15 protein-coding genes and 1 pseudogene are annotated in these 12,365 nt (G+C 55.9%); 10 read left to right on the top strand and 6 right to left on the bottom strand.

The window, feature by feature from the left end:
• Positions 1-110: 110 nt before the first annotated feature.
• The gene (locus tag NO360_RS16890; RefSeq protein ID WP_256309033.1) at positions 111-437 is read right to left on the bottom strand and encodes an HVO_A0114 family putative DNA-binding protein; all 327 of its coding nucleotides are present in this window, start codon (positions 435-437) and stop codon (positions 111-113) included.
• Between the two features lie 107 nt (positions 438-544).
• On the opposite strand from NO360_RS16890, the gene NO360_RS16885 reads away from it, so the two are divergent.
• Positions 545-856, top strand: coding sequence for a DUF7718 family protein (locus NO360_RS16885; protein WP_256309032.1), 312 nt, complete (start codon positions 545-547; stop codon positions 854-856).
• A 599-nt stretch (positions 857-1,455) separates the two neighbouring features.
• Here NO360_RS16885 and NO360_RS16880 read toward each other — a convergent pair.
• Entirely contained in the window at positions 1,456-1,764 is a 309-nt protein-coding gene (locus tag NO360_RS16880; protein WP_256309031.1) for a DUF7521 family protein, read from the bottom strand.
• A gap of 575 nt (positions 1,765-2,339) precedes the next feature.
• Between NO360_RS16880 and NO360_RS16875 the strand changes: the two genes are divergently transcribed.
• Positions 2,340-3,164: a CPBP family intramembrane glutamic endopeptidase gene (locus tag NO360_RS16875; RefSeq protein WP_256309030.1), complete on the top strand. Its 825-nt coding sequence runs from the start codon at positions 2,340-2,342 to the stop codon at positions 3,162-3,164.
• Between the two features lie 156 nt (positions 3,165-3,320).
• Positions 3,321-4,040: a DUF429 domain-containing protein gene (locus tag NO360_RS16870; RefSeq protein ID WP_256309029.1), complete on the top strand. Its 720-nt coding sequence runs from the start codon at positions 3,321-3,323 to the stop codon at positions 4,038-4,040.
• A 474-nt stretch (positions 4,041-4,514) separates the two neighbouring features.
• Here the strand turns inward: NO360_RS16870 and NO360_RS16865 are convergent, their stop codons facing one another.
• Entirely contained in the window at positions 4,515-4,811 is a 297-nt protein-coding gene (locus NO360_RS16865; protein ID WP_256309028.1) for a hypothetical protein, read from the bottom strand.
• A 181-nt stretch (positions 4,812-4,992) separates the two neighbouring features.
• On the opposite strand from NO360_RS16865, the gene NO360_RS16860 reads away from it, so the two are divergent.
• From NO360_RS16860 to NO360_RS16850, 3 genes are all read left to right on the top strand, one after another.
• Complete coding sequence (locus tag NO360_RS16860) at positions 4,993-5,184, top strand: hypothetical protein (RefSeq protein ID WP_256309027.1); 192 nt, start codon at positions 4,993-4,995, stop codon at positions 5,182-5,184.
• A 295-nt stretch (positions 5,185-5,479) separates the two neighbouring features.
• The gene (locus NO360_RS16855; protein WP_256309026.1) at positions 5,480-6,067 is read left to right on the top strand and encodes a helix-turn-helix domain-containing protein; all 588 of its coding nucleotides are present in this window, start codon (positions 5,480-5,482) and stop codon (positions 6,065-6,067) included.
• A 38-nt stretch (positions 6,068-6,105) separates the two neighbouring features.
• Positions 6,106-6,546, top strand: a complete 441-nt coding sequence (locus tag NO360_RS16850) for a DUF4870 domain-containing protein (RefSeq protein WP_256309025.1) — start codon at positions 6,106-6,108, stop codon at positions 6,544-6,546.
• A gap of 525 nt (positions 6,547-7,071) precedes the next feature.
• On the opposite strand, the gene NO360_RS16845 is transcribed toward NO360_RS16850, so the two are convergent.
• On the bottom strand, positions 7,072-7,389 hold the full coding sequence (locus tag NO360_RS16845) for an RPA12/RPB9/RPC11 RNA polymerase family protein (RefSeq protein WP_256309024.1): 318 nt from the start codon (positions 7,387-7,389) through the stop codon (positions 7,072-7,074).
• Positions 7,390-7,753: 364 nt separating this feature from the next.
• On the opposite strand from NO360_RS16845, the gene NO360_RS16840 reads away from it, so the two are divergent.
• From NO360_RS16840 to NO360_RS16830, 3 genes are all read left to right on the top strand, one after another.
• A complete protein-coding gene (locus tag NO360_RS16840; RefSeq protein ID WP_256309023.1) occupies positions 7,754-8,212 on the top strand; it encodes a pyridoxamine 5'-phosphate oxidase family protein in 459 nt (152 codons plus the stop codon).
• A gap of 292 nt (positions 8,213-8,504) precedes the next feature.
• Positions 8,505-8,645 (top strand): DUF2080 family transposase-associated protein, encoded by a 141-nt coding sequence (locus NO360_RS16835; protein WP_137284610.1) that lies wholly within the window; start codon positions 8,505-8,507, stop codon positions 8,643-8,645.
• A 3-nt stretch (positions 8,646-8,648) separates the two neighbouring features.
• Positions 8,649-9,914 carry an RNA-guided endonuclease InsQ/TnpB family protein gene (locus NO360_RS16830; RefSeq protein WP_256309022.1) on the top strand — a complete coding sequence of 422 codons (1,266 nt, stop codon included), beginning with the start codon at positions 8,649-8,651 and terminating at the stop codon, positions 9,912-9,914.
• A 392-nt stretch (positions 9,915-10,306) separates the two neighbouring features.
• Here the strand turns inward: NO360_RS16830 and NO360_RS16825 are convergent, their stop codons facing one another.
• Positions 10,307-10,603 (bottom strand): hypothetical protein, encoded by a 297-nt coding sequence (locus NO360_RS16825; RefSeq protein ID WP_256309021.1) that lies wholly within the window; start codon positions 10,601-10,603, stop codon positions 10,307-10,309.
• Between the two features lie 382 nt (positions 10,604-10,985).
• On the bottom strand, positions 10,986-11,651 hold the full coding sequence (locus NO360_RS16820) for an HD domain-containing protein (RefSeq protein WP_256309020.1): 666 nt from the start codon (positions 11,649-11,651) through the stop codon (positions 10,986-10,988).
• Positions 11,652-12,136: 485 nt separating this feature from the next.
• Between NO360_RS16820 and NO360_RS16815 the strand changes: the two are divergent.
• Positions 12,137-12,365: pseudogene (locus NO360_RS16815) on the top strand (CPBP family intramembrane glutamate endopeptidase); the annotation flags it as partial.

Here is a 12,365-nt window from a genome sequence, read left to right as displayed (position 1 = left end):
AACAGAATACAATACCTTGTTCGAGCTGAATGTATGGTGTTGGGTATTCTAGGCCCTATTTCTGAGCGGGGCTCGTGGTCGGGATGAGGGCGTCCGTGCTCGAGTCGATCTTAAACAATCGGCTCGACGATCACCGTGTCGTGTTTTAGTTGCGGGATTTTTCGGGATCCTTCCTCACAGTATTCGATCAGATCGTACCTGAACAGTAGCTCAAGGTCACGACTCACGGCGGCTTTATCTCGGCCGATGTCGGATGCCAGCTGGCGGACGGATTCGATCTCACCGTCACGGATCCGGTCCAGTAGCTCTTGCCGTTTCTCCGTGAGGACAGAACTTGCCGTTTCGCGATCGATCATCAACACGTCATCGTAACCCGCCCGAATGAGCGCGCGAGTGACCTCCGCTTTCTTTTGTGTCGGATCGCTAGTTGTCGCCATTGTTATCGTTGTGTTGTAAACACAACGCTAAAAGGATTGCCCCGTGAATTCGATGCTCGGATACTGAAACACAGATTGAAATAAGCGGCCTCGGTACCTACATACCGATGTCGAAGCTCTACACACGACTTTTAGGCCACTATGAGGATCGGCCGTACTTTATTTCTGTTTCGGTCACCCCGGATATCAATTCTATCCAGGAGTTCTCAGTCGCTATTCACTACAACGACCCGGATACGGAGCAAGAGATCCAGATCGCGCGGATCGACACGGCTCACCAAACAGTCCACTTCGATCGGCTGTATCGACGTGACCAGCCCAAGGATACTGACGTCGAGTTCTCCGTCTGGGAAGCAGAACAGCATCTCGAAGATAACTGGCGACAGTATGCGCGCACTCACGCGGGAAACCACGAGTAGATCACACTCACCTGGGCGCTTCCGATACGACTCCGCTGTAACTTCGATTCTCCCTTCGACCGATCTTACAGTTGTCGTAAGATGGTTCCGCACGTCTTTGTCACCCGTCTAGACGGGAGAAAGACGGGAGAAAAGACGGCGATCAGTCTAACGAAACGAGCGAATACAAGCGCGTTGAGTGTATGATCATCCAGATTTGTTTTCGGCGGTGGTTTCGACTGTCGTGGCGAGGGTGCTGAAGCGCTCGTTCGACCGATCTTACAGTCACACCCCCACACCGATCTTACGACAACTGTAATATGTCCCAGAGTCATTTTTATGCAGTCGTCTCCGGGAAGCCAACGTAGAGGTTGTCCACCCGGTCGGTTTTCCGTCGCCGGACAAGTCGCGTTGAGCCGGCAGCGACCTCCTCGATTGCATCGAAAATATCACCGACCGTCTTGCTGGTGGCACCCGTCACCGCCGAGCTAGTACTCATAAATCTCGTTCGACTACTTGAGACCTCAGTCGCTAAGCGGACAATGAAACCGGTTAGATCTGGCCCGTTATACGGTGTGCGGAAACTCTGTTTCAACCACTCGCGTGGTGCGGTCCATAGATCAAGGACTCATCCGCAGTGCATATATAATGAGTATGAGTCCGATAATCTCCAAAGTTTGGGTGAGAATCTGTACAGTTGGTTCTGATACTGAGGGAAGCACAAGAGAGATCAGAAACACCACCGCAGGCAATCCTAGGAGGATACTGAATCCAAGAGCGATGAATAACATCGGCCGGCTGTCGTTGCGTTGGTAGCCCCGAAAAGCGAGATAGGCAATAAACAGTCCAAGAACAACGCCTACCATCTCATAGGCTTGCAACAGCACTTCCGTCGTCACCTCAGCTTGTACCAGGAGATCGGTGTTCATTATCTGATATCCTCGATCAACCGTGTGAATCGGTCAGCCATATTCTCTGTTCGCTCGATTTGCAACCGGAGCTCACCCTCACGTAGTGTAATCGTGATCTTCCGTACGTTCGGCGCATAGACACTTCGGTGATGCCCCTCGGCTGGATCCGGACGTGTGCGTTCAACTATGAGATCACACGCCTGTAACTGTTCTAAGCGTCGGTAAATAGTTGGCCCAGACGCGTCACATCGTTCGCGCAATGTTTGAGCAGCCATCGGTTCTTGACTCGTTTCAGTGAGGATTGTCTGTACCGTCTCATCTTCTAACAGTCCCGCGACAGTACTCAACTCGTCTTCATCACTCACTATAGTCGGCTGTTGACGACGCCTCATAAAGAGGTGGCGGGCACTTCACCACGTGAAGCGGTGGGTAATCTACCACATTGCTTCAGTGCTGACTGCGCGATGAAGGGAAACCAGATGACAGATCCTACCGAATCCAGATTTCGTTGGCTGTTACGTGGCAGAACTGACACTCGATTACGGGCGTCACTACGCATACTGATCGCAGTTCTACTGACGTTTGGGGGCGCTTTGGGAGGCGTACTAATCGTTACTACAGCACCAATTTCGCCACTCTACAGACCCGTCTTCGGACATTTTTTTGCCGTCGTCGCTGTACTCGTCTCGACGGTCATCTTGGCCCGATACATCGACCATCGTGAGATTACTGCATATGGATTCACTCTCTCCCCATCTTGGGGGCTCAACGCTATTGGAGGGTTCCTTATAGGAGTCTGTCTGGTAGGGCTTGCGTTCGGACTACACTACCAGCGAGGGGCAGTTACTGTAGTCGAACAATTCTCCACCGGCACCGGTAATTCGTTCCTGTTCGGGATTGGAGTCGCGATCCTCGGCTGGCTCCTCGTCGGATTCTGGGAGGAGACGATATTCCGTGGTATTTTCCTCAAGAACGCCGCCGAGGGGCTCGCGGCTCGCGGGTTCGCTCCGCTGACGGCAACGGGTGGTGCTTGGATGAGCAGTTCCTTGGTGTATGGATTTCTTCACGGACCGCTTGGCTCGAACCCAGACGGTGAGTCACTCCTCTATGCACTCGTTATGACGGCGGTTATGGGCGGACTGTTTGGTTTGGCCTATATTCTCTCCGACGAGTTAGCTCTGCCAATTGGCCTACATATAGGCGTCAACTTTGCTGAACACAACGTGTTCTTTGGACCGCCAAGCGGTGCAACTCCCGCACTCTTGCGGGCCGAGAATACGTTTTCTGGGGCACGCATACAGTTCCAATCGATCGACCCGCTGGTTATCGTTCCAGTATTCATACTCGGATATATAGTTGTCACCGTGTGGGGGTACTCCTGGACCGGAAACAAGGTACCAAATAGATCTGGCGACTAGTATGCATATGCCCTTGTCTTAGCCCTACCAATTGTTGCAAATACGATTTCTTTATTCAGAGTTGTTAGGCATCTTCAACTCGGAGACAGCAGCGGTGATACATAGGAGAGATCTGCCGGCGGTAGAAGGAAGGTTTCGCCGTGAGAGCGCGCACGTATGAGTACTGCAGTGGGAGTTGATTGGGCGAGTGGATGTTGGGTTGTCGTCGCACTCGGTGAGTCAGGCGACGTCGAGATCACGACCGAGCCAGCGATCCTCAATGTGTGGGAGCAACACCGCGAAGCCGAGGCACTCCTCGTCGATATTCCGATCGGGCTCCCAGAGGATTCACCACGGGCCTGCGACGAGGCCGCCAAAGAATTCCTCGGGAGTCGCCAGAGTTCGGTGTTTTCTGTCCCCTCACGTGAGGCAGTCGAAACCCGCGACTATGAGGACGCTCGTGAGAAAAACAACGGCCTCGGAAGTCAGAGTTGGGGGCTCATCCCGCGAATCCGCGAAGTAGACACGTTCCTGCGAATACACGAGGATGCGAAATCACGCATCTATGAGAGCCACCCTGAGGTGTGTTTCGAGCAGTTCACACGGCAAACAGAGATGGAACCAGTTGGCTCGAAGCAACAGGACGACGGCATCGACACTCGCTTCGACGTCCTCGAGGCCATCGATGAAGCGTTCGGTAGTCAAGTGCGTGAGTTCGTCGACGAGCGCCGCGCGGATTCACCGTGGCACTATCGGATTCAGTCCGGCCGTCTCGACGATGTCGTCGATGCGGCTGTCCTCGCGCTCACAGCCACCACTGGTGGTGACTTCGCTGTCTTCACGGAGGGCCGCACAGCTACCGACGAGCGCGTGATCATCGCACCACCGACTCCGTAGCGACTGGCAGCAACGATCGCAAAGGAAGGCGACAACGGCCGCTAGTTTGGGTGTCAACAACCGTAGTCATTGATCGGTCACCGGGGGAAGGCACGAACCTCGGACGGTCAACGATCGACAATAATCAATCAGCGTCTGCCGGTCGGACGGCATCAGCTACAGACGGATTGCCGGCTGCCACCTTCTCCCACGTCACGCCATCGACGGCCGACAGCCGGCCGAAACACGACGGGCGAGAACACAGCGAGTATCGACGGGAGCGAACCGTCAAATCAAGTTTCGCGCGGCAGTAGTCCGAGGGATCGTCGGAGAGTGGTGCCCCAGAATCGCCGTGTACGACACACTCTGGGATGGCCGCTGTCGGAGAAGAAGGGTCAGAGTCCGGGAATCGATGCAGGGCGTGGCTCTGCTGACTCCGTAACCGCAAGCCGTACGCCGGTAGACTCTGGATCGGCACTGGGATCTCCTCGCGCATCAGTCCGCCCCGGCATCAGCCTGCTCGAGAACTTTTTGTTCGACATCTGTGAGCGTCGGCTTTTCGACATTGGGGTCAGGAACATTCTCGGGCGGGTCGGGGAGTTGGATCGTGAGGGCCCCCTCCGATTCATCGAGTTGTACGAGTACCGTTGGATCATCAACCGCCAAATGAGTGTTCTGGAGCGTCGCATCTTCAACTTCTTCGACCAAGAGCCCAGCTGTGCGGAGCATCTTCCCTGGGACCGTAATAGTGTAGTATTCCCCGGAGTCCGTGAGTGTCACGCAGTCGATCATCGTGCATCACCCAGTTGAGTGGGGTACAAGGGGATATTGATTGGGATCAGCATACTCTGGTGTCAGGAGCCAAGGATTATGTAGCCAGTCAATCGCCGGAGACTCAATTGGGACCTATTGGATTCATAGGGAAGTTGCTGTCTTAACAGGGATCAAGTGAGTTCCAAGTGACTGGATAGATATGTCGAAGTCCTTGACAGAGTTGTTCGCGGATACGCGCGGCATCCAGGGGGCAAACGGCAGTTACACGATCACGGTCCCGACCGAGATCGCTGATTGCTACAACATCGAGGCCGGTGACGATGTGCTGTGGTACGACGACAGTGAGCGCGAGAAGCCGCGATTTCTCCCGCCTAGTGTACGCGATAAGTGACAATTCACGAAAGTAGCGTCAGCAGGTTGTGCGCACGCCAGCAGGGAGCTCCGAACGATCAAGCATAATCTCGTCGACGATCTCGCCATCTGTTTCGAGCAAGATGACTGCGAGACGTCCACAAAGTGGTCGACGACGGCCTCGGTAGTGAGATACGGGGCGACGTGACCCCGGGTTCAGGTAGTAACTCTCACTTAAGCCCTGATTTAGCCGTTTCGAGGGCTACAAACACCGTTTTGCGGCCGCGAAATCCGGACTGCATTTTTTCTACCCCCCTGTCATACGTCAGTTCGCTGTGGTCCCCACCCCGAACTGGATTGACAGGCGTATCGACAGTAATCTCGATAATACGCTCACACAAGAACACGTTGTCGAGACGATGCTCGAAGCTGACCGGCCATTCTTTTCGAGCCGGCAACTCGCCTCGCGCGTGAAACCCGATGTGAGTAAAGCCACAGTTCGGAACCGACTAAGTGAACTCCAAGAGCTCGATGTGGTAGCGACCGAAGCGTATCCTGATTCGGTCACCCTCTACTACATCAAGTATCCCGACTCGGAGTGGCCACTCTCGCCGGAAGGCAAACGTGCACTGATGGCCGAGTCCCCGCTCGATCGGCTTTCCACCCGTGGCTTCCTGACACTTCAGGATACAGTCGGGGTGCGAACACTCGTTCTCGCTGGCTTTCAGTTGTCACTCGCGCTGTTGGCTGCTGGAAGCCTGTTGACCATCCTGGGTTTCGACCCTGGTCTCGAGAGCGATATCGCACTGTGGGCAACGGCGTTCAATGTACTCGTATTTAGCGGTATCCTGCTGGTCGCCGAGCGAATCGTCCATCGGGTCCGCAGTCGGTTTGGCCCGTTACATCTCCTGCCGACGACGTGAATCGAGCTGAAGCTACCCTCCCCATCCACACATCACATATGGATACAGATACAATGACGTCCGATCGTGGTCCCGACCTGCTAACTAAACGTTCCATCGGCGGTATCGCTGTCCATCTATTAGCCCTCTTTACAGGAGCTTTCGGAGCTGGACTCGTCTACCTCGTCTCTGATCACCCGTTCACCAAAGCGAACGCGCGAAATGCATTGAACTGGCACGTCTCGGTGTTGCTTCTCAGTTTCGGTGCGTTCCTGACGTTCCTCTTGGGTGCGGATACGATGACAGTTGGCGGCGAGATGGTCTCGTGGTCTCCCCTCCCTGGACCACTCGCCAATATCGTTGGCCTGCTGGGGACGGTGTTACTGTTCGCTGCCGGGCTGGCTTGGCTTCTAACAAGTCTATTCACGCTCGTCGCAACGATCAAAGCGATCTTCGGGACCCCGTGGGAGTACCCACTTGCCCGAGATTTCATCAATTGATTTGTTCAATGAGTCTGCCAATACACCAGGAGGCCATCGCAGATGTCTAGGCAAGGCCCCTCGAATCGACCCGTCCGCGCGCTGAAAGCAGGTGGTCCGCCGGCCCTCATCACTGCTGGGATCGCGATCGCATCGACTGGGATCGCTGGCCAGGGTCTCGAGAAAGAAACACGCCCAATCGCGACAGCGGCCGCGTCGGTTATCGGCGTCGATCCTCAGTTCGGACCGCTATTGCTGTTGGGTATCGCAGTACTCATCCTCCCAGTCGCGGTGATGGTGCCCGGCTTGTTTGAGGACCATCCGTCTCACTGAGTGATCATCCAAGGAATCGTACTGCTATCTCCTGAGTGGTGTTTCAAACCTGTTCTCGTGGGTCCGCTACTCCAACAGACGGAAGGTAGTACCAACACCTGACAGAAAAGGCGTGACGGATATAGAGGTCCTATGCAGCACGGCGGCTTCTTTTTTTCGTGCTGGAGACGTTGAACCAGCCGCTCAGTAGCGCGGGGGTTGCGAGATGCGCTGTCAGGACTCGCGCCACTTGTGGCCGCACTCGACGCAAGTGAACAGCCGAACCTCGTAGGAGCCGCCCGGCTTCGGCATCATCTCGGAGTAGGCCCGGTCGCTGTCGCAGTCCTCAGCCGGACAGGACTCCTGCATCGTCTCAGTGGAGCCCTGGGTCGCGTCGGCCACGGCGGGTGCCCCATCGTCCTGCTGTCCATCTTGGATTGCCATTGCCGCCTCTGCTTGCGAATCCCGCGGCTCTTCGTGCTCACAGGAGCGACACACCCACGTGTCGCCCTCCGTGTGCATCAGCGAACCACACTCGTCACAGAATTGCATATAAAATAGGAACACACGAGTGTCGGATATATGTATTAACTTTCGATCCGTCGTGGGTTTCAGGCAACTGCTTATGCTGACTGTACCGATTGATGCCCTTTGCCCGTTATTTTCGCAGAACGTCGTGCAAGACTCACACCCTGTATCTCGCACGGCGTCAGAGAAGTTCCACGTATTTGGCAGGTGAATATCGGCCACGAGGACTCACAGTTTCAGGCTTGAAGCTACACTGAGCGTGGATGCCTCTTTCGCGTGTGTAACCCCATCCTGCAACTGTTTCTCGCCCACAGCACTCCGACGACAGATCCGCAACTGGCCAGGCGACGAGAAACCTTTAGACTAGTGGAATGGAACCTCAGATATAGTGAGACGTCTCGACGACACTGAAATCGATGAAGTGCTCATTCGAAATGGCATCGGCGTGCTGGCACTGATCGACGGCACACAACCGTATGCAATCCCGATCTCCTTCGGCTACGATGCAGAAGAGATGGTCTTTCCGATGCAGTGGGGTGGCGGCTACAGCAGCCGAAAGAGTGAAGCGATCGAATCCAACCCGAATGTCTGTCTCACGGTGTACGAGCAAGACGCAGACGACCCGGCGATCTGGCGGAGTGTCATTATGACTGGCGAGATCTACGAGATCGAGGACGCCGATACAGAGCAAGCATACGCCAGCCTAGCCGCAAACGCAGAGTTCCCGCCAGATCTCGGTGTCTGGGGGATTCCCTTCGAGGACGTCGAGTTCCGCTTGTTTGGGTTGGCTACCGACAACTGCACCGGACGTGAATTTGCCACTGAATATGGCGGCTGGGACGGCTGAAAGACATCCAGCTGACAGTGACTCTCAGCGCCGAATACAGCGAAATAGACAGGGCACTACGTATGTCTCTCCGAGGAGGAGCTAGCTAGGCGCGTCAAAAAGTCTCACACCGGCACTATCACGCAGTTTTAGCTGAATGCAGGCGCTAAGCCCCCGTCCTCAAGGAGCGACCGTAGGGAGCGAGTAGGTCGGGGATACAGCGCCGTCATCGTCTCTCATACGCCCGCTTGTTGCTGGCCCACAGGCCCACGCATCAATACGTTCATGTTGATACAATGTCTAAATATTGGTGATGGATAGGCACGAAATCGAAGGCCACGAAGTCATTGAGGGCGAGGTGAAAGCCACCGGCAACGGCGCACACGTCCTCGTTCCAAAGCGGTGGCGTGGCGCAGACGTGAAAATCGTCCGAACCTCTGAACCCGACGAGTAACCGATGAACTACAACTACAGGTATCGCCTTAAGCCGACTGAACGCCAGCGTGAGACGCTGGACTACCACCGCGATACCTGTAGACAACTCTACAACCACGTCCTATACCGCTTCAACCAGATTCCCGAATCCGATGGCACAGTCAAACAGCGTGTCCGGCAGATTCGTGATGAGCTTCCCGCCCTCAAAGACTGGTGGGACGCACTTACCGACGTGTACTCGAAAGTGCTTCAGCCTACCGTTATGCGGATTGCGAAAAACGTCAAAGCACTCGGGAAGCTCAAAGAGCAGGGTTACAAGGTCGGTGAACTTCGGTGGAAGTCACCTCGGGAATTCCGCAGTTTCACCTACAACCAGTCCGGCTTCGAACTCGACAAGAAGGGTGGTCAGACCGTGTTGTCGCTGTCGAAACTCGCAGACATCCCCATCGAACTCCACCGACCGTTGTCTGACGACGCCACAGTCAAAGAAGTCACACTCAAAAAGGAGAAAACCGGCGAGTGGTTCGCCATCTTCGGTATTGAGATGGACACAGAACCACCAGCCAAGCCACCGCTGGAGGAGATCGACGCCGAGGAGGTAGTCGGCATCGACGTGGGGATTCTGAGGTATACTCACGATACAGACGGCACAGCGGTCGAATCACTTGATCTCTCGGAAGAACGTGGCTGGCTTGAACGGGAACAGCGGAAACTCTCGCGCAAAGAGTACCAGTCAAACAACTGGGAGAAACAACGTAGACGTGTAGCTGAGTGCCATCTCGAAATCAAGCGCAAGCGGCGTGATTTCCTGCACAAACTCTCGAATTACTACGCTCGGGAGTACAAACTTGTCGCGGTCGAAGACCTCGACGTGAAAGGGATGCTGGAGTCGCCACGAAACAGCCGCAATACGGCGTCGGCAGCATGGAACACCTTCACCGATATGCTCGAAACAAAGTGTGGGCGGCAAGGCACGCACTTCGTGAAAGTTGGACCCGAAGGAACCACCAAAGAGTGCGCTCAGTGTGGCGTCGAAACCGACAAACCGCTGTGGGTGCGTGAACATTCCTGCCCCGCCTGTGGCTTCGAGGCGGACAGAGACGCAAACGCGGCGTGGAACATTCTTTCTCGCGGACTCACCGACCTAGGAGTGGGTCACTCCGAAGGAACGCCTGTGGAGACTGCGCTCCCTGTGGATACACCTGTATCTGCAAAGCGCGTCGTGGAAGCAGGAAGCCCCTACCTCAAGGAACGAGCGGCTACGCCGCGAGTGAGTAGGCAGGGGTAGTTCACTCTGCATCAGCACCTCCGAGAGAAGAACCAAGACCCCTCAGTCAGCTTCGTGCTGTTGCACGACTTCTGGCACAGTCCGATCGCCAGCCGCCGCCTCGTCCCAGGTCACCCCATCCACAGCCGTCAAGCGTCCGAAGCAGGATGGTCGCGAACACAGCAAGTACTGCCGGGAACGAACCGCCAGGTCCAGTTTCGCACGGAAATAGTCCGCTGGGCCATCTGAAATCAACGTGCCTGGATCGCCGTTAGCCACACACGCCGGGATTGCCGGGGTCGGATCTGACAGATCGGGCACCGGGAAGCGATGCAGCGCCCACCCATGCTGGCTCCGGAGTCGCAAACCATACTCCGGGAGCGTCTGAATCGGAACGGGGATCTCCTCGCGCATCAGTCCGCTCCGCTGTTGGCTTCCTCGAGGACTTTTCGTTCGACATCGGTGAGCGTCGGCTCGGATGCCTCCGGCTCAGGAGTTTCTTCGGATGGTTCGGGCAGTTTGACGGTGATAATCCCCTCCGATTCATCGAGTTGCAGAAGTGCCATCGGATCCTCAACCGCCAAGTGTGAGTCCTCGATAGTGGCATCTTCCGTTTCTTTGATGAGGAGACCAGAGGCCTCGATCATCCGTGCGGGAATAGTGAGTCGGAAGGACGCCCCGCCGTCTTGGAGTCGGACACAGTCCATCATCGGCAATCACCTACTCGTGGTCGGTGCGTGGGAATACTGATGGAACGTACATACACCGGAATGTGGCCAGTGTGATGAAGCCACGATCACGGTCCCGAGCGAGATCGTTGATCGCTACGACATCGAGGCCGGTGACGATGTACTGTGGTACGACGACAGCGAGTGCGAGGAGCCGCGGTTCCTTCCGCCTAGCGTTCGCGAAGAGTGACGGCCTACGGCAGTATCGTCAGCAGGTTGTACGCACCCGGCATCCCTGATCTTCTGTTGATTCAAACGTCTCCACGCGACGGCATTTGACCGAGAGTCAATCTGATGCTAAACTAAGAGATAGGGTGTCATAGAACAGTTGGCACACCTGTTTCGAGCGGTAAGTGCAACCAATTTACTGCGCAGTGTCTGGGTCGATCTCGCAGGCAAATTGGTCGAAGAAACTCTCCATCACGTCCCAGCGTGACTCTCCGAGGCAGCGGCCTGGATCAGTATACAACGCGTCGAGGCGTTCACGTGCCCACTCGCGCAGGAGACCGACATCCGGCAACTCGGGTGCATCGTCGGTAAGTGTCGCTGCGTCATCGATAATGGCGTACTGCTCGCCGATGCGTCCGGAGCGTTCACCGACGATACAGGCGAGGCGAACCAGCCCGACGACACCGGTTGCGTCGAGTTTGTCAGCGTCGAAGAGCAACTGTGCCTCGATCGTTTCGGGATCTGGTGAACTTCTCCGGATGCTGTGTGCCCGCAGGCAGTGTTCGATCGTCGCGATCCGGTCCGATGCCACTCCTTCCGCGGCGAGGAGGGGCGTGGCTTCGTCGGCTGCCCAGTCGTCGTGGTCGTCGATTTCTCCGACGCGTTCGAGTGGTCGCCCGATATCGTGAAGCCACGCTGCTGCAGCGAGGACATCCCGGTCGACGCTGTCCGGATGCTGGTTCGCGAGCTGGAGCGCGACGTCACGCACGCGTTTCGCGTGGAAGATATCGTGTGCGGGGAAGGCGTCCTCGTAGTACGGGCGGGATAGCTCGCGGGACAGGAGGGCTACGTTGGAGGGCATCACTGTGGGAAAGTCACCACAGGACGCTTAGTTATTGTGAATTACGCGAGCAGGGTCTCACGGCTGATTCGGCTGTAAAGAATCGCGTGAAGAACACTCCGACCCCAGTCTCGGGCTTTCGGTCCCTGGTTGTGGGTGGGAGGGAAACGCAGGGGCACTCAACAGCCCGGTGGAGTCTGTCGATGGAGTGTTGCGGGTGCCAGGTGTGTTGGCGATGGATACGGAACCACGCCAACACGTTTGAGGAGGGACGGCAGTCCAATCAAGCCAGCGTTGGCTGGAAGACAGATTTCACTCTACGCGTTCTGTCCTTGACTTAGGGGAGGCTGACTGCCGGCTCTCTGCGCCGACCCATTTGCCGACTCCCTCGGAGGGCATCACAGAAGTCTTCCCGCACCTACAGAGGAATCGGTCAAGACAGATCAAATAGTTCACACTAATTAAGATGTAGAAAATATTTAAATAAGTCTTCAGAATCTCAAACGATGACTCGTCCTGAGATAGCCCCTCCTGCGTTTAAGCGAGGGTTATTGGTCCTCGTCACAGCATATTTTGTCATAATCGCTCTCCTGTCTGGACTCGCACTCATCTCTGGCAGAGGGTCTCCCCCACCACTTCTGGGGATGGCTTGGGGCATCTTGCTTGTTGGAATCGGGGTTGGAGCGTATAGACTTGAAGGAGTGTCCCCACGTTCGATTCTGTCGTTTTCCCAAT

It is taken from the genome of Halobellus litoreus, assembly GCF_024464595.1.
Taxonomy (GTDB): Archaea; Halobacteriota; Halobacteria; order Halobacteriales; family Haloferacaceae; genus Haloquadratum; species Haloquadratum litoreum.
The sequence above is the reverse complement of the archived record's forward strand: the minus strand, read 5'-3'. Positions and strand labels throughout refer to the sequence as shown.